This window comes from Luedemannella flava, from assembly GCF_039528515.1.
GTDB lineage: Bacteria > Actinomycetota > Actinomycetes > Mycobacteriales > Micromonosporaceae > Luedemannella > Luedemannella flava.
This window is the reverse complement of record NZ_BAAALT010000076.1, coordinates 59965-75375: the sequence shown is the minus strand read 5'-3', so window position 1 is coordinate 75375 and position 15411 is coordinate 59965. Positions and strand designations below refer to the sequence as shown.

General features: G+C 72.3%; 18 protein-coding genes. 3 read left to right on the top strand and 15 right to left on the bottom strand.

Going from position 1 to position 15411, the window contains the following annotated elements:
- The 14 genes from ABD211_RS14495 to ABD211_RS14430 all read right to left on the bottom strand — a co-directional run bounded on the left by ABD211_RS14495 (position 1) and on the right by ABD211_RS14430 (position 11925).
- Positions 1 to 1134: a 4Fe-4S dicluster domain-containing protein gene (locus tag ABD211_RS14495; RefSeq protein WP_344130970.1), complete on the bottom strand. Its 1134-nt coding sequence runs from the start codon at positions 1132 to 1134 to the stop codon at positions 1 to 3.
- A 61-nt stretch (positions 1135 to 1195) separates the two neighbouring features.
- Entirely contained in the window at positions 1196 to 2230 is a 1035-nt protein-coding gene (locus tag ABD211_RS14490; RefSeq protein ID WP_344130844.1) for an Acg family FMN-binding oxidoreductase, read from the bottom strand.
- 83 nt (positions 2231 to 2313) lie between these two features.
- Positions 2314 to 2937, bottom strand: coding sequence for a V-type ATP synthase subunit D (locus ABD211_RS14485; RefSeq protein WP_344130841.1), 624 nt, complete (start codon positions 2935 to 2937; stop codon positions 2314 to 2316).
- On the bottom strand, positions 2930 to 4321 hold the full coding sequence (locus ABD211_RS14480) for a V-type ATP synthase subunit B (RefSeq protein ID WP_344130838.1): 1392 nt from the start codon (positions 4319 to 4321) through the stop codon (positions 2930 to 2932). Before ABD211_RS14480 ends, ABD211_RS14485 begins: the two co-directional genes overlap by 8 nt.
- On the bottom strand, positions 4318 to 6033 hold the full coding sequence (locus ABD211_RS14475; RefSeq protein WP_344130835.1) for a V-type ATP synthase subunit A: 1716 nt from the start codon (positions 6031 to 6033) through the stop codon (positions 4318 to 4320). The genes ABD211_RS14480 and ABD211_RS14475 overlap by 4 nt, the downstream gene beginning before the upstream one ends.
- A complete protein-coding gene (locus tag ABD211_RS14470) occupies positions 6030 to 6599 on the bottom strand; it encodes a hypothetical protein (RefSeq protein WP_344130832.1) in 570 nt (189 codons plus the stop codon). Before ABD211_RS14470 ends, ABD211_RS14475 begins: the two co-directional genes overlap by 4 nt.
- Positions 6596 to 6880 carry a hypothetical protein gene (locus ABD211_RS14465; protein WP_344130830.1) on the bottom strand — a complete coding sequence of 95 codons (285 nt, stop codon included), beginning with the start codon at positions 6878 to 6880 and terminating at the stop codon, positions 6596 to 6598. Before ABD211_RS14465 ends, ABD211_RS14470 begins: the two co-directional genes overlap by 4 nt.
- Before the next feature lie 3 nt (positions 6881 to 6883).
- A complete protein-coding gene (locus tag ABD211_RS14460; RefSeq protein WP_344130827.1) occupies positions 6884 to 7315 on the bottom strand; it encodes an ATP synthase subunit C in 432 nt (143 codons plus the stop codon).
- Positions 7316 to 7318: 3 nt separating this feature from the next.
- Complete coding sequence (locus tag ABD211_RS14455) at positions 7319 to 8719, bottom strand: V-type ATPase 116kDa subunit family protein (RefSeq protein ID WP_344130825.1); 1401 nt, start codon at positions 8717 to 8719, stop codon at positions 7319 to 7321.
- Positions 8706 to 9623 carry a hypothetical protein gene (locus ABD211_RS14450; protein ID WP_344130823.1) on the bottom strand — a complete coding sequence of 306 codons (918 nt, stop codon included), beginning with the start codon at positions 9621 to 9623 and terminating at the stop codon, positions 8706 to 8708. The genes ABD211_RS14455 and ABD211_RS14450 overlap by 14 nt, the downstream gene beginning before the upstream one ends.
- On the bottom strand, positions 9620 to 10096 hold the full coding sequence (locus ABD211_RS14445; RefSeq protein WP_344130820.1) for a hypothetical protein: 477 nt from the start codon (positions 10094 to 10096) through the stop codon (positions 9620 to 9622). The genes ABD211_RS14450 and ABD211_RS14445 overlap by 4 nt, the downstream gene beginning before the upstream one ends.
- Positions 10097 to 10300: 204 nt before the next feature.
- Entirely contained in the window at positions 10301 to 10744 is a 444-nt protein-coding gene (locus tag ABD211_RS14440) for a universal stress protein (protein ID WP_344130817.1), read from the bottom strand.
- An 83-nt stretch (positions 10745 to 10827) separates the two neighbouring features.
- Complete coding sequence (locus tag ABD211_RS14435) at positions 10828 to 11520, bottom strand: hypothetical protein (RefSeq protein ID WP_344130814.1); 693 nt, start codon at positions 11518 to 11520, stop codon at positions 10828 to 10830.
- Positions 11521 to 11526: 6 nt separating this feature from the next.
- Positions 11527 to 11925: an Hsp20/alpha crystallin family protein gene (locus ABD211_RS14430; protein WP_344130811.1), complete on the bottom strand. Its 399-nt coding sequence runs from the start codon at positions 11923 to 11925 to the stop codon at positions 11527 to 11529.
- 258 nt (positions 11926 to 12183) lie between these two features.
- Here ABD211_RS14430 and ABD211_RS14425 point away from each other — a divergent pair, with 258 nt between their 5' ends.
- The gene (locus ABD211_RS14425) at positions 12184 to 13017 is read left to right on the top strand and encodes a universal stress protein (RefSeq protein ID WP_344130809.1); all 834 of its coding nucleotides are present in this window, start codon (positions 12184 to 12186) and stop codon (positions 13015 to 13017) included.
- Here ABD211_RS14425 and ABD211_RS14420 read toward each other — a convergent pair.
- A complete protein-coding gene (locus tag ABD211_RS14420) occupies positions 13014 to 13442 on the bottom strand; it encodes a universal stress protein (RefSeq protein ID WP_344130805.1) in 429 nt (142 codons plus the stop codon). The genes ABD211_RS14425 and ABD211_RS14420 overlap by 4 nt on opposite strands.
- A gap of 228 nt (positions 13443 to 13670) precedes the next feature.
- Here ABD211_RS14420 and ABD211_RS14415 point away from each other — a divergent pair, with 228 nt between their 5' ends.
- A complete protein-coding gene (locus ABD211_RS14415; RefSeq protein WP_344130802.1) occupies positions 13671 to 14009 on the top strand; it encodes a DUF5335 family protein in 339 nt (112 codons plus the stop codon).
- Between the two features lie 14 nt (positions 14010 to 14023).
- A complete protein-coding gene (locus ABD211_RS14410; RefSeq protein ID WP_344130799.1) occupies positions 14024 to 15370 on the top strand; it encodes a nicotinate phosphoribosyltransferase in 1347 nt (448 codons plus the stop codon).
- The last annotated feature ends 41 nt before the right edge of the window (positions 15371 to 15411 follow it).

Genomic DNA, 15411 nt, shown 5'->3' with positions numbered 1-15411 from the left:
TCATCCCGCGTCCACCGGGTGCAGGGCGGCGAGCGCCGCCGCCTCCTGGGTTATGTCGATGCCGACCGGGCACCACACGATGCATCGGCCGCACCCCACACAGCCGGACGTGCCGAACTGGTCGTACCAGGTACCCAGCTTGTGACTGATCCACTGGCGGTACCGGCTCTGGCCGCTGGCCCGGACCCCGCCACCATGCAGGTAGCTGAAGTCCAGCGCGAAACACGAGTCCCACACCCGCCACCGCTCCGCGTGGTCACCGACGAGGTCGGTCACGTCCTCGGTCGTGACGCAGAAACACGTCGGGCACACCATCGTGCAGTTGCCACAGGTCAGACAGCGGGCAGCGACATCGTCCCAATGCGGCGACTCCCGGCTGTCGATCATCAGCTGGTGCAGGTCGGCGTCCGGCATGGCACGCCCCATCCGGCCCGCCGCGCCCGCCACCGCGTCCCTCGCCCGCTCCAGGGTCGAGTCATCGGCTGGGGCACCCGGCAGCCGCGCAAGGACCTCCACGCCCGCCGGGGTGCCGGCTCGGGCCACGAACCGGTGTTCCTCGGCGTCGACGTCGACGAGCTCGATCAGGGCCAGATCGAACCCTGCAACGGCTCCGGGACCGCATCCCATGGAGGCACAAAAGCACGTGGCTCCCGGTTCAGTGCATTCCACCGCGACAACGAACGTGCCGTCGCGGCGGCGGTCGTAGGCAGGATCGCGGTGCGCCCCACCGACCAGCACCTGGTCCAGCGTCCGGATCGCCGCCAGGTCACACGGGCGCACACCGACCAACGCGTAACGCGGCCACTCCCCCGTCTCCCCCGCAACCACCTCGCCGGTCACCCGGTCCGCCGACCACATCCGGGCCCGGGCCGGGTGCAGCACGCTCTTCCACGACTGCGGACCGGCCGAGTGCCCGAAGGCCGCGCGATCGGTCCGCTCACGCAACCGGTAGCGGCCCGCCTCGGTGTCCACGCCCCAGCCGTACGGCAGCTCGGCGGCCGAACCAAGCTCGGCGAGCACGATCGCACCATCGCGCACCGTCGGACCGACCACGGTGAACCCCTGCGCCTGAAGAAGTTCAACCAAGAGACCAAGGCCCGACACGTCGATGATCGTGGACGCAGGCTCGACCATCACGGCCCTCACCTCTCCCGCCGACATCGACCGAGCAGACCGCAATACCCAGTATGAGCATTCACGCTGAACGTGGCTCTGTATTGGCTCTATCCGGCGCGTTGACGGGTATCTCCTCCAACACGTCACCAAGGGGTCGCCGCGAACTTGCCGGTGGCGGCGCCGAGTGGCCCTGGAGCCCCGTACGCAGGAGCAGTTGCGGATGACCGGGTTGGTCAAGCAGGCCGCTGAGCACGGCACGTGCCTCAGGAATCTCGACAACCTCACTGATGGCCGACATGGCAAGTCCGTGCACGGTCGCGGTCAGCCACACAGCACTGGCAGCCTCGCCGGCGCGCAACCAGTCAAGTGCGATATCACCGCCCGTGGCGACGATCAGGTACTCCGCATAGTCGTCATCGCCGAACCCGGGATGCAAACCCGTCTGGCCACCACCCGACAAGTCGCGCAGCGGCACCGGCCGCGGCACGGGCGCGACCAGGCTTGCGGAGCCGACACCACTGCCCACCGACCGACGTCGCGTCCATTCAGCGATTTCTCGGCCGTACGCCCCGTTCGTGTTCTCGATGCGCTGCGCCCGATCGGCCGCCATGGCCACGAGATGACGCTGGCCCGGAGTGACTCGATGCAGTGTCACACCCTCACTCACGGCGGCCATCGACAGCAAGGCGATATCCTCCTTGCCGAGGTAACGGGCGTAGGCGATCAGGCGTCTATCGGTCCGACGCTGCTTGATCGCGTGGGCCATCGCGATCTCGCGCTGATCCGTGTACACCTCCGGCGCGACGCTCAGTCGCGCGAGCAGTTCGATGATCACCGGATCGGGAAACCGATCGACGAGTGCCCGCCGATGGGCCGCAGCGAGCGAGACGCGAGCGTGGTGAAGCGCTGCCCCACAGCTGAGGACCGCGAGCCGACCGTCGGGATCCAGAACATGCAACTGACGGGACGGATCCCGGAACAGCTCCAGACTCGACCCCGTCAGACGCCAACGCCACGGCTGCGTGTTGAGCACTGATGGCGCGTGCAGCGCGGCACTCACAGCGCCTCGCAAAAGCACGGCTTCCTCGGCCGCGTACTGGCTGCGGTCCGCCATCACCCGAGCGTATGCCGCGCAGCCGGCGATCCGCTGGCGAAAGCCGCCCGGCGCGGCGGTGACCGTGGATCTTCCCATCGGGCTTAGCCGGGCAGGGGTCGGTGGTCGGCGGCCCAGCGTAGCCGGGCGGCGTATGCGCGTTCCTCCTCGTCCAGGTCGCGGATTCGATCTTGAAGGATCCGGGTCAGTGTGGCGATGCGCCGGTCGGTTATGGCGCGTACCCGTCGCCGGGTCGCGGAGATCTCGGCGTCGATGACGTGGACGGCGGCCCGGGTGGTTGCGTGTTCCGCGGCGGCCGCGAGGGCGTCCCGGTAGGCGGTGGCCGCCTCGAGCAGGGCCGCTGTTCCCGGGGCGCGGGTGTCGTCGGCCGCGATGGCTGGCACGCAGGCGGACAGTTGGGGGTACCGCACGCCCATGGGTCCCTGCCAGGCGATGGTCACCGTCGCTGTTACGGGTGGGGCAGACAGCCGCCGTTCGCGTGGTCCGCCGAGCGCGGCCGCCCGGGCGCTCCACGTGACAGCCATACGCCACGCGTCCCGCCAGCGCGCCTCGGCGCGCGCGAGGTGCGCGGCCAAGCGTTCGCGTTCGGCGCCGAGCAGGCGCAGTTTGCGTTGCAGCAGTTCGGCGGCGTGTTCGGCGGCGTGGAGCCGGGCGGTGAGCCACAGCCGACCGGCCCGCCCGGGTGGGACGCCGCGCAGGTCAGGCATGGTCGGCGGCGGGGTCGGGCGGCAGGTGCGCGGCCACCTGGGCGGCACTGATCATGGTCAGCTCGCGCCGGGGCAGCGTGCCCAACACGGCCCACGCCCGGTCGAGGGTGTCGTCGAGGCCGCGCGTCCGGTCCGGGCGCTGGGTCAGCAGCCGGTCGGCGAGTTCCTGTTCCAGCGTCAGGTATGCCTGATCGGTGGGCGACAGGGCGTCGGTACCGATAAGTTCGGCGAGGTCGCGTACCTGGCGGCTGCGGGCGAGGGCGGCCAGCAGCTGAGCGGCGACGTCGAGGTGGTCATCGCGGGTGTGGCCGGGGCCGGCGCCGTGGCGCATGAGCCGCGACAGCGACGACAGCGGGTCCACCGGAGGGTAGACGCCCCGTGCGTGGGCCCGTGCGGACAGGACGATCTGGCCTTCGGTGATGTAGCCGGTGAGGTCGGGGACGGGGTGGGTGATGTCGCCGGCCGGCATGGTGAGCACGGGCATGATCGTCACAGATCCGGGTCGGCCGCGGATGCGGCCGCACCGTTCGTACAGGCTCGCCAGGTCGCTGTAGAGGTAGCCGGGGTAGGCGTGGCGGGCGGGGATCTCGCCGCGGGCGGCGGAGATCTCGCGTACCGCCTCGCAGTAGCTGGTCATGTCGGCGGCGACGACCAGTACGTGCCGGTCCAGGCTGTACGCGAGGTGTTCGGCGATGGTCAGGGCCACCCGCGGGGCGAGGATGCGCTCCATGACCGGGTCGTCGGCCAGGTTGACCAGGAGCACCAGCTCACCGGCGGCGGAGCGCTCCTCGAGGACGTCGCGGGCGGCGTCGGCGTCGGCGTGGCTGAGGCCCATGGCTGCGACGACGACACAGAACGGTTGGTCGCCGGCGGCGGCCTGGGCCGCGATCTGGGTGGCCAGCCGCAGGTGTGGCAGGCCGGCGACGGAGAAGACGGGCAGTTTCTGGCCGCGCACCAGGGTGGTCAGCGCGTCGACGGCGGATACGCCGGTGAGTACGGGTTCGGCGGGTGCCTGCCGGGCGGTCGGGTTGATGGGGTTGCCGGACACGGGGGCGGTGTGCGGGGCGAGGATGGGTGGCCCGCCGTCGATGGGTTCGCCGCGGCCGTTGCACACCCGCCCGAGCCACCCGGGTCCGACCGGGATCCGCAGCGGTTGCCCGCCGAACGACACGGTGGTGGCGGCCGGGTCGATGCCGTCGGTGCCTTCCAGGACCTGTACGACCGCCAGGTCGCGGTCGACCTCGAGGACGATGCCGTGGCGGCGGTCGCCGGGGAGGCTGATGTGGGCGTACTCGTCCCAACCGACGCCGGCCACGTCCCGCACGACGAGCAGGGGGCCGCGGACGTCGCTGACCGTGCGGTATTCGACGGGTGTGGCGCTCATCCGAGCCGGCCCAGCTCGGCCGCGCCGCGGCGGCGTACGTCGTCGGCGTCGTCCGGTCCGGTGTCCTCGCGGGCGCGGACGAGCGGGGCGAAGTCGTGGTCCTCCAGTCGTTGTGGGTCGACGCCGGCAGCGGCCAAATCGGCCAGCCGGTCGGCGACGGCGAGCAGCACGTCGACCAGGGCGGCGCACTTGTCCGGGGAGCAGAACGCGTCGGTGGCCGATAGGGCGTTCTGTTGCAGGACGGCCTCGCGCAGCAGCCGCCCGGCGAGCAGGGTCATCCGTTCGCCTGCCGGCAGGGCGGCGAGGCCGACCAGGTCGGCCAGCTCGGTCAGCTCGTCGGCGCGGGTGAGCAGGCGCATCATCCGGGCGCGCCGGTCGGCCCACCCGGGGTCGCCGCGGGTAGCGTGCCAGTCGCCGACAGCCTCGGCGTCGCGGCAGTACGAGCCGTGCCACGACACCGCGGGATAGTGCCGCGCGTACGCCAGCTCCCGGTCCAGCGTCCACAGCGTACGGACGAAGCGCTGGGTATGGGCGGTAACCGGTTCGGTCATGTCACCGCCGGGCGGGGATACCGCACCGATGATGCTCACCGAGCCCACCTGCCCGCCGAGGGTCGTGACGATGCCGGCGCGTTCGTAGAAGGCGGCGAGCGCGGACGCGAGGCCGGCCGGGTAGCCCTCCTCCGCCGGCAACGCGCCGGTGCGGGAGGCGAACTCGCGCAGTGCCTCCGCCCACCGCGACGTCGAGTCGGCGATGACGACGGCGTCGTACCCCATGTCGCGGAAGTACTCGGCGACGCAGACGCCGGTGTAGATGCTGGCTTCCCGAGCCATGATCGGCATATTCGAGGTGTTGGCGATCAGCACGGTGCGCTCGGCCAGCCGGCCGCCGGTGCGCGGGTCAGTGAGCTCGGCCAGTTCGGTCAGTACGTTGGCCAGTTCGTTGCCGCGTTCGCCGCAGCCGACGTAGACGATGACGTCGGCCGCGCACCATTTGGCGACCTGCTGCAGCAGCACGGTCTTGCCCGTACCGAATCCGCCGGGTACGGCGGCGCAGGCGCCCTTGGTGAGGGGGTACAGGGCGTCGAGGACGCGTTGACCGGTCACCAGCGGCGCCGCCGCGGCCCGGCGTTGCCGGTACGGACGTGGCTTGCGTACCGGCCACCACTCGGCCAGGGTCACCGACCGGCCGGCCACCTGCGCGACGCGGTCGGCGGCCGCGTACCGGCCCGGCGGGGCGAGCCAGTCCAGCGGGCCAGCCACGCCGGGCGGCACGAGGACACGGTGGATGACCGAACCGGCGTCGTCGACGGTGGCGAGCAGGTCCCCCGGGCCGACCGTAAGGCCGGGCGACGCCGCTGGCCGCAGCGACCAGGCAGGGCCGTCCGCCGGGGCCGGGTCGGCCGCGCTGGTGCCAGGTAGCAGCCAGGTGCCCGCGTAGCTGAGCGGGCGCAGTAGCCCGTCGAAGACGCCGCCGGTCAGCCCGGGGCCCAACAGAGCGGACAGCGGCCGGCCGAGGGTACGCACCGGGTCGCCGGGGGCGAGCGAGCCGGTGTACTCGTACGCCTGCGTCGTGACGGCGTCGCGGGTCAGCGCGACGACCTCGGCGGTCAGGCCGCCACGGCCGACCTCGACCAGGTCTGCCATCGCCAGCCCGGGGATCGGGTCGATCTCGACCAGCGGTCCGCTGACGCGCCGAACCGCGCCGATCATGGCCCGGCCCCGGGCGGCTGCGCGGCATCGCGGGCCAGCACGGTCGCCACGGCCCGGTCGACGAACGCGGCAAGCGAGAGGTTCAGCCGGCGCGGGCCGTTGTCGGCGAGGATGCCGCCATCGCTCGTCACCCGTACCTGGGTGTCCGGTCCGAGAATCTGCCGGGCGGCCTCGCTGAGCTGCCGACGCACCGGCTCGGCGGCAGGCCCGTCGAGCAGGCCGGCCACCGCCTTGCGGGCCTGCTCGATAAGCGCGTCGTACGCCCGCCGCCGCGCCGCCAGGACGATGCCGTGGGCGCTACGGCGGGCCGCCCGGCGCTGTGCGGCACCGGCCGCCCGGGCGTCCGCGGTGCCGGCCGCTGCGGCGTCGGCGAGGATCTGCGCGGCTCGTCCGGCCGCGGCTGTGGTGGTCTGTTCGGCCGAGGCCCGCGCTGCGGCCAGTATGTGTCCGGCGTCGTGTCGGGCGGCGGCCAGCAGGGCCTCAACCACGGGCGCCAGGTCGGTCTCCAGGGCGACGTCCGCCCCGCCCAGCGGCGGCACGGTGGTGGCGGACGCGGAGACGCTCATCGCGGTGTGTCGGGGTGAGCGGTCCGGACGATGGTCAGCTCCGGATCCGGGCGGCTGGGGTCGGCCGGTAACACCGCCACGACGGGCCGGCCCGGACCTGGCGAGGTCGGCCCGATCGCCTGTGCCGCGGTCGGGCTGAGGATGACCAGGGCGGTGCTGTCCGCCAGCGCCCGCCAGGCGGCGACCGCGTCCGCCGGGCTGTCGGCGACGTGGACGGCCACCCCGGCCAGCGCGAAGTCGGCCACCAGTTGCGCTTCCCCGATCGCGACGACGCCGCCCACGCCTCAGGCCCGTCCGATCAGGATGATCGCGACGATGAGGCCGTAGATGGCGATGCCTTCGGCCAGCCCCACGATGACCATGGCGCGGCCGAACATCTCCGGTCGCTCGCTCATCGCCGCCAGTGCCGCCGCGCCGGTGTAGGCGACGGCGATGGCTGCGCCGATCGACGAGCCCACGACGGCAATGGCGGCAGCCAGCAGTGCCATGCCGTTCGCGGGCGCGGCGGCCAGCGCGACGGTGGCCGGCGTGGATCTGTCCGCGTGGGCGGGACCGGCGGCCAGCGCGGTGGCCAGCGCGCCCGCGCCCGCGACGAGGACGACCATCGCGAGTACGGCCGCGATCCGCCGCGCGGTGGCACCGCGCCGGCGCAGCAGACCGAGCGTGGCCAGCCACCCGCCCACGAGGGCGGGTACAGCGAGGATCCAGGGGGACATACGTCACTCCTTCGTCGACGCGAGCGGTACGTGCCAGGGCCGGTACGGCCGGCCCTCCATCTGGAACACCCGGGAGAACAGCTCGTAGTACTCCAGCCGTAGTGCCTGTACGCCGGCGACGAGCGCCGCCAGCGCGAACGCCACCGTGTTGCCCAGCGCGAACACCACGACCGCCGCCGACGACCCGGCCGCGCCCCGGTGCCAGAGTCCGACGGTGGCCGCCCAGACGATCGAGCCGAGCACCGCGTGGGTGAGCCCGAATGCGGCGATGCGGGCGAAGGACACCACGTTGGCGGCGAGCCGCACGAGCAGATCAACCGTCTCGATCGTGGCCTGCGCCGCGCCCGCCCAGCCGCCGCCCGCCGCCGCGAACAGGCCGGCGTATGCCAAAGCAAGACCAGCGGCGCCCGACCCGGCCGCTACCGTTGCCAGGGTCGCGCTGTGCGCATACCAGGCGGCGGCGGCCGTGCCGAGGGCGGCGAACAACAGCGCGCCCGCCGCGCCGGAGGGCGCGTACAGGGCCAGTGCCCAGCCGCCCTCGCGGAAGCGGTTGACCGTACCGAGGGCGAACGCCCCGGCGAGCAGGACGGCGCCCAACGCGATGCCCCCGAGCAGCATCGCCACCGGCTGCTCCAGGGGTGCCACCAACCCTGCGGGGACCAGGCCGGTAGGTCCGAAGCACTCGCCGAACACCAGGCCGAACGCCACGGTACTGACGCCAGCGGCGGCGAGGAACGCCCAGTGTGGCCACAACGGCGCGAGCCGGCGCACTAGGCCGAGCCGGACCACCACGGCACCGGCGAACAGCAGGACACCGTGCCCGACGTCGGCGAACATTGCCCCGAACATCACCACGTACGCCAGCCCGGCCGGGACGCTCACGTCCACGTCCACGTACGGAGTGGTCGCGTACGTGTTCACCAGGGGCGCAAACGTCCGTCCGGGTCCGGGCCGGTCCACGACGGTCGGGGGCAGCACGCCGCGCGGCGCGGGCAGGGTGACCACGGTGGCGCCGGCCGGTCGCAGCCTTGCCGCGAGGGTGGGTAGCGTCGCGGTCGGCGCCCAGCCGAGCAGGGCCGCCACACCGTCGCGATCGACGACCTGGGCACTGAGGTCCGCCAACTGCGTCTCCCCCGCGAGCAGGTCCGCGCGACGCTCCTCCACGAGAGTCGCGATATCGGGCGGAGTCTCCAGCAGCCGGGCTTCCGGCGAATCGGGCAGGGCCAGGCGTTGCAGGGCCTGTGCGGCGCTGGCGGCCGGCTGATCGGCAGCCGGCACCAGGCGGTCGATGTCGAGGCATCCCGCGTCCGCGACGCGGACCAGGGCGGTGCGCAGCAGTTCGGCGGGAGCCACGACCGCGACACGCGTCATGGGCACCGCCGCGAACGCCTCACGCCAACGCATCGACCAGCTCCGTACCGCCGCACCGCACGGCGGCGGCCAGCGCCGCCCGTACCGTGACCGCGTCCACGGCGAGCAGCACTGCCGCGCCGACGACCCGGTGCTGGCCCTCCCGTGGCGCGGCCAGCAACGCGGCCGCGTCGGCGTGGACCCGCCGCCACCACCGCGCCTCGGCCCGCCACAGCTCACCCGGCCCGTCTCCGGGCTCGAACACCCACCGGGCGGGTCCGGGGAGCGCGGCCACGAACGACGGCCAGGACGGCGCACCAGCCGCCGTCCGACCGATGGAACGGGCCGCCGTGGCCGCGGCGGCGGCCGGCAGGACGCCGACGAGTACGTGCCGTTCGCGGGCGACAAGGAGGGCGACGCCACCCGCCGCCCACGACCGGGCGGAGGGCACGTGTACGCCCACCCGACGTGCCCATGCCGCACGCATGTGCAGACCGATGGTCCGCGCGTCCGTGCCACCCGGGTCACCCCACGGCGAGGCGGCGAGCGCGGCACGCAGCTCCTGGCCGTCCCTGGCTCGGTGCAGTCGTGGCCACGCAATGGCCAGGGCGCCCAGCGCGAACGGCGGATCGGCCGGCGTACCCGCCCACCCGGCCATCCGCTCATCCACGTTGGCGATCTCGAACCAGCCGGCGAGCGCGCGCAGGGCCCGTACGCCCGCCGGCGGCTGCCAACCGGCGAGTACACGCAGGTGCCACACCACGGTTTCCGCCAGACCGCGCTCCACCCCGGCATCCGGCATGCCGACCGCTACCCGGGAGCCGTAGACCGTGTGGCTGAGCGTACGCACCGCGTCGACCACCGGCCTCCGCGCGAGGTCACGGGCCGCGCCAGCGCCGACGCAACGACGGGCCACCGCGAGCGCCCGTACGCTGCCGCCCACCCAACCGGCGCTCATCGCCGCGACCCCACGGCCGGCACCCGGTCCACGGGCAACCCGCACGCGGCGGCCACGACCATGCGGACCTCGTCGAGGATCTCGCGGACCAGCGCGGGCCGACGTGCCTCGGCGGCACGCCGGACCTCCCGCGCCCGCTCATCGGCGGCGGTCGCCAGCGCCGCGAGTTCGCGGGCGGTCGCCTCCCGCTCGAGGGCCGCGGCAGCGGCGCGCTCACGCGGCGCGGCCTCCCGGGCGCGGGCGACGATCTCGCCTGCGGAACGGTCGGCGGCGGCGCGGCACCGGTCCGCCGAGGCGTGGGCGTCGGCACGGATCCGGTCGGCCTCCTGTACGGCGGCGGTCAGGACCTCGAAGATGGGCGCGAGCTCCGCGGCCGCGTCCCGGCGACGATCGGCCGGCGCGCCCACCGATGCGACCGGCCCGGGAACACCAGCCGGCCGGAACCGATCGAGCAGGTGCGAGACGCCGGGCACCACCCCATGGTGCCGCGCCGAGGCAGCCGAAGTGTACCGAAACACTACATTGATGATTAATTCGTGCCATCGGTGTCCACCAGGCCGCTTACCGCCTGCCCGAACGAACCGAAGCCGGCGACGCCGACCACGATCGTCCCAGCCGGGCGGCCCATCGCTGGTCCGGCGGACGAGGCCGGTTGCTTGCCGGTCACGAGCACTCTGTCAGTGCTCGGCGCGGACCACCACGACCGGGCAGGTTGCGTGATGGACGCAGTGCTGGCTGACCGACCCCAACAGAGCACCGACGAAGCCGCCGTAGCCATGGCTGCCGACCACGAGCAGATCCGCCCCCGAGGCCCGGTCGATGAGCACTGCGGCCGGATGGCCCCGCAGCACGCGCTGCTCAACCACGACACCGGGGTACGCGGCGGAAACCTTCTCAACCGCGGCGGCTAACGACTGCTGCGCGGCACCGGCCATATCCTCGCCGTCGACCACGGTCGGACCGGAGCCGAACCCTGAGTAGATGTCCCAGGCGATGACGGCTTCCACGATCGCGCCGGTGACCTGTGCCTGCGCTAACGCCCACTGCAGTGCCTCCACGGACGCTGCGGAGGTGTCGAAGCCGACGACGATTCGCCGTGGCGTTTCCTCGCCGTTGGACATGCTGACCTCCCGGCTGGGTGTCTTCACCATCGACTGCGTGCAGGGCACCAAGCGGTTCCTTCACGACGACGTCCCCGTGCGGGTTAGGCGTGGCGAAGCGGCTGGGTCGCTGCAGTGATGACAGGCAGGTGCTCGCGGATGAGCAGAGCGGTCGTGCTGACCACCCACACCAGCGCCAGCACGGCCGGCACGTACGACACCAGCAGTCCGCCGGGCAGGAGGGCTCCCGTGCCGCCGACGGCGAACGCGCCCAGAACCCTTGCGGTGGCGGCGGCGAGGGCCAGCCAGGCCAGCCACCTCGGGAACGCCGCGGTCTGCAGTATCGCCATCGCGGACGCGGCCAGTGGCAGCGCGCTCACCACGCCGGCGATGGTGCCCGCGATAGTCAGCGCGGTGAACGGGGCCGCGGTCATCGGTTGCAGGGTCGGGTGGGCGGTGACGGCGTACGTCATCCCGGCGAGGATCGACGTGACAACAACGCCGAGCGTGGCGAGGACGGCGAAGCCTGCCAGCACGAGCGCCGGTAGAACACCGGTGGAACCCGCGCGGCGGAATATGGCGGCCAGGGTAGCGCCGAACCAGACGACCAACGGCATGGCGGCAGCGAACAGGACCGAGGCGACCAGGATCTGATCGCGGTGGTCGACCACGTACGCCGTGATCGTCTCCGGTGATGCGTCAATACCTGGCGCCGAGCCCTCGATGAGGCGGCTCGCCACGACGAGGACGACCGCCCCCGCCCCGGCGAAACCGCCCCACCGTACGTCGTGGCTCATGGCGGTCTACCTCGCCTCGATCGAAATGCTCCGTCCGACGGTCTCCTGCTTGCGCAACGGCACCGACACGTCGAGGATCCCCTTGTCGTACGTCGCCTTGATGCTGTCCCGGTCGGCGTTACCGGGTAGCCGTACCGAGCGTTCCAGGACGCCGTAGCGGAACTCGGAGCGCCCCTTGGCCTCTTCGCGCTCCTCGCGTTCGGCGTGGATGGTCAGCGTCCCGTCCTCGACCGAGATCGAAATGTCCTTCGCGGGGTCCATCCCCGGCAGCTCCGCCCGAACGTGATATTCCTGGTCGGTCAGCGAGTCCTCTACCCGGATCATGTGACCGGTCATCTTGGGCCGCTCCATCTCGAACCAGTCGAACAGGTCGCCGAACATGCGCGGCACGAGCGTGGTAGTCATCTCCCCTCCTCCCCGTGAGGTGAACCCATACCGAGCCCGGCCCACCGGGCTCACAACAGGTCATCATATGCCGCACAGGCGTCCACAGCGGGCTTACCAGCAGGTCAAGCGCACAACCACCGCATTGCGGTCCGGCGTCGTAAGCCGTTTCGTCCACCGACATCTGCCGATCCGCACCATGCTGGTAGGTGGGCGCACGCACCTTGACCGGATCGCAGGGGGTGGACGATGGACGCCCGACCGGGAATCGTGGCCGGCGTGGACGACTCCGCTGACGGGTTCGTGGTGGCGTCGCTGGCGGTGTCGGAGGCCAACTGGCGCAGCGTGGGCCTACGCGTTCTCATCCCGCAGGCTTTGCGCGGCGAGGAATCGGGCACGGTCGCGCGCCGGGTGGTCCCACCGCTGCGATCCCGATTCCCAGCGGTCGACATCGTGGTGGAGTACGTCTGTGGTCCGGTGTCGGACCGTCTGATCGAGGCGTCCAGCGACGCCGCGATGTTAGCGGTCACCCGGGCGCTGGCGGGTGGGCGTCATCCCGTACTCGACGTGTGGCTGCCCGATCGTGTCCTCGTCCAGGCCCGCTGCCCGGTTATGGTCCCTGGTCACGGGAACACCGGGTGGCCCACGTCGCGTGGGCAGATCCTGGTCGGGGTGGACGGATCTGACTGCGGCGCCGCCGCGGCGCGGCTCGCCTTCGAGGCCGCGGCGCTACGGCGACTGCCGCTGCGGGCGATAACCATCTATTGCGTCGCGCCGCGTGCTCACGATGCCCTTCTCCGGGAGGGCCAGTACTGTGCCGCGACCGCGCAGACGCATGCCCATGACCTGCTGACCGCGAGCCTGACGCCCTTGTCTCAGGAGTACCCGCAGGTGCCGGTTACGGCGGAGCCGATGTACTCGCCCGACGTCCCGTCCGCCCTGATCGAGGCCACCGGACACGCCGATCTGATCGTCCTGGGCGCCCGTGGGCACGGCCCGATCCACTCCCAGGTCCTCGGCCCGGTGACCCGATGTGTCATCGACTATTCTCAGTGTCCCGTCCTGGTCGCCCATGGGGTTCTCCGCGCAGCACCACTCGCGCAGGGGTGTTAGCCGCGCGGTTCGCCTCGGACGATGACGACCGGGCACGGGCTGTGCTGGACGCAGTGCTGGCTGATCGAGCCGAGCAACGCTCCGGTGACGCCGCCGTAACCGTGGCTTCCCAGCACTAGTAACTGCGCCCCGATCGCAGCGTCGAGCAACGCCTGTGCCGCGTGGCCGGCGACGACGCTTTCCCGCACAGGTACGGCCGGTTGCGATCCCAGCGCCTCGCGCACGGCGGCCGAGAGCACCTTCCCGGCCTCGTCGGCCAGATCGTGGTACCCGCCGAGCCCGTAGTGCACCGGGTACGTCCACGCCGTGACCGCGTGCACGGTGGCGCCGGTCAGCTGGGCCTGCCGGGCGGCCCAGCGCAGGGCCTGCACCGACGAACCGGATCCGTCGACTCCCACCACGATCGTCTCGGCTGTACTGGTCATCTGCGCCTCCCTGCGGTTGCGCCGGCTGACCGACGCCGGTCGACCGCTCACCGCATCCCTGGCGACGGTCGGGCCGGAGCGAGCCTTCCCTGATCCGGAAGCCGGCCGCCGTACCCATTATGGTTATTTCGGGGCAAGTGCGGATTATCTTTGATGTCGGGCCACCACCCACGGCTGGAATCGACCTTGGCGACGCCGTGTCAGCGCGTCGGACCCACTGGAGGACAGATGCCGGGAACGGAATCCGTCGACCGGGCAAACTGGGTATCGGCGCTGGAGCAGCTGACCGCCCGGCACGCGGGCGACGCGGTCACTATCGAACTGCTTGACGACACCTACGGCGACCTCGACGAGGCCGAGCGCGTGCCGCTGTCGTCCGTCGTCTACGACCCGCGCGATGACGTGGTCGTCGTGGCCGTCGGCGCGGCGTCGGGCGACAGTCCCGGGATGCTCCGGCACCTCGTCGGCCACCCGACCGGTGTCGACATCTACGAGACGAGCGCGGGCGCGGCGCTGCGCGTCACCACCGAAGGCAGCACCATGATCGTAAGCTTCCATCGCGGCTGAGGCCGCACGTCGCTGTGACCGGCCTGCTGACAGACCTCTACGAGGTGCGGATGGCGGCGAGCTACCTGCGCCGCGGCATGACCGCACCGGCCACGTTCAGCTTGTTCGCCCGTCGTCTGCCCCGCCGGCGCGGGTTCCTTGTCGCCGCCGGCCTGTCCGACGCACTGGCTTTTCTGGAACAGTTCCGTTTTGACGATGATGAGCTGGCCTACCTGCGTACCGTAGTGGGCCTGGACGAAGGCGCGCTGCGGGCGCTGGGCGGGCTGCGGTTCACCGGTGACGTGTGGGCGGTGCCGGAGGGCCGCGTGGTGGGCGCGGACGTGCCGCTGCTGGAGGTGACCGCGCCGATCGCGCAGGCGCAGTTGGTGGAGACCGGACTGCTCAACGTGCTGACCTTCGCCACAGTGGTGGCGACCAAGGCGGCCCGCTGCCGGATCGCGGCCGGCGGAGCCGACCTGATCGACTTCGCGTTCCGCCGTACCCACGGCGTGGACGCGGCGATGGCGGTGGCGCGCGCGTCGGCGATCGCGGGGTTCGCTGCCACCAGCAACGTCGAGGCGGCCCGCCGATACGGACTGCGGGCCGCGGGCACGATGGCCCATTCGTACGTGCAGGCGTTCGGCGACGAGCGGGCGGCGTTCCGGGCGTTCGCCCTGGACTTTCCGGACCGTCCGGTATTCCTCGTCGACACGTACGACACGCTTGCCGGCGTGCACCACGCCGTGGAGGTCGTGGACGAGGTCCGTCCCGTCGGGCCGGTGGGCATCCGGTTGGACTCCGGCGACTTCGACGCGTTGGCCCGGGCGAGCCGTGCCATCCTCGACGCCGCCGGGCACTCCAGCGCGCGGATCATCGCCAGCGGTGGGCTGGACGAGGACTCGATCGCCACGCTGGTGGCCGGGGGCGCGCCGATCAACGCGTACGGGGTGGGTACCCGTATGGGTGTGTCCCGCGACGCGCCGTCGCTGGACAGCGCGTACAAGTTGGTCGACTACGCGGGCCGGCCGGTGCTCAAACTGTCCCCGGGCAAGGCGACGCTGCCCGGCGCCAAGCAGGTCTACCGGGCCGCGTCGGCGGGGGTGCCCGACGTCATCGCGCTGCGCGGCGAGCCCGCCCCCGCCGGGCTGCGGCCCATACTAGAGCCGGTGATGGTAGGCGGCGTGCGGCTGTCGCCGGCGGATCCCGCCGCGCAGGTGCGGGCCGCGCGGGAACGCTTCGAAGCCGACCTGGCATGGCTGCCCGCTGCCGCCCGCCGCCTCGACGACCCGCAGCCCGTGACCGCCACGCCGAGCGCCCCATTGGCCGATCTGCGCGATCGGCTCACCGCGGGCCTAACCCCTCCGCCGGTGCCCCCCTTGTGACCGGTGTGCCCTCCTGGGTAGGGTTCGAGTGGGATCCTGCC

Bases quoted from the DNA above. Each gene is read 5' to 3' on its own strand.
- ABD211_RS14495 (WP_344130970.1), bottom strand. From the start codon at position 1,134: ATGGTCGAGCCTGCGTCCACGATCATCGACGTGTCGGGCCTTGGTCTC.
- ABD211_RS14490 (WP_344130844.1), bottom strand. From the start codon at position 2,230: ATGGCGGACCGCAGCCAGTACGCGGCCGAGGAAGCCGTGCTTTTGCGA.
- ABD211_RS14485 (WP_344130841.1), bottom strand. From the start codon at position 2,937: ATGCCTGACCTGCGCGGCGTCCCACCCGGGCGGGCCGGTCGGCTGTGG.
- ABD211_RS14480 (WP_344130838.1), bottom strand. From the start codon at position 4,321: ATGAGCGCCACACCCGTCGAATACCGCACGGTCAGCGACGTCCGCGGC.
- ABD211_RS14475 (WP_344130835.1), bottom strand. From the start codon at position 6,033: ATGATCGGCGCGGTTCGGCGCGTCAGCGGACCGCTGGTCGAGATCGAC.
- ABD211_RS14470 (WP_344130832.1), bottom strand. From the start codon at position 6,599: ATGAGCGTCTCCGCGTCCGCCACCACCGTGCCGCCGCTGGGCGGGGCG.
- ABD211_RS14460 (WP_344130827.1), bottom strand. From the start codon at position 7,315: ATGTCCCCCTGGATCCTCGCTGTACCCGCCCTCGTGGGCGGGTGGCTG.
- ABD211_RS14455 (WP_344130825.1), bottom strand. From the start codon at position 8,719: ATGCGTTGGCGTGAGGCGTTCGCGGCGGTGCCCATGACGCGTGTCGCG.
- ABD211_RS14450 (WP_344130823.1), bottom strand. From the start codon at position 9,623: ATGAGCGCCGGTTGGGTGGGCGGCAGCGTACGGGCGCTCGCGGTGGCC.
- ABD211_RS14440 (WP_344130817.1), bottom strand. From the start codon at position 10,744: ATGTCCAACGGCGAGGAAACGCCACGGCGAATCGTCGTCGGCTTCGAC.
- ABD211_RS14435 (WP_344130814.1), bottom strand. From the start codon at position 11,520: ATGAGCCACGACGTACGGTGGGGCGGTTTCGCCGGGGCGGGGGCGGTC.
- ABD211_RS14430 (WP_344130811.1), bottom strand. From the start codon at position 11,925: ATGACTACCACGCTCGTGCCGCGCATGTTCGGCGACCTGTTCGACTGG.
- ABD211_RS14420 (WP_344130805.1), bottom strand. From the start codon at position 13,442: ATGACCAGTACAGCCGAGACGATCGTGGTGGGAGTCGACGGATCCGGT.
- ABD211_RS14415 (WP_344130802.1), top strand. From the start codon at position 13,671: ATGCCGGGAACGGAATCCGTCGACCGGGCAAACTGGGTATCGGCGCTG.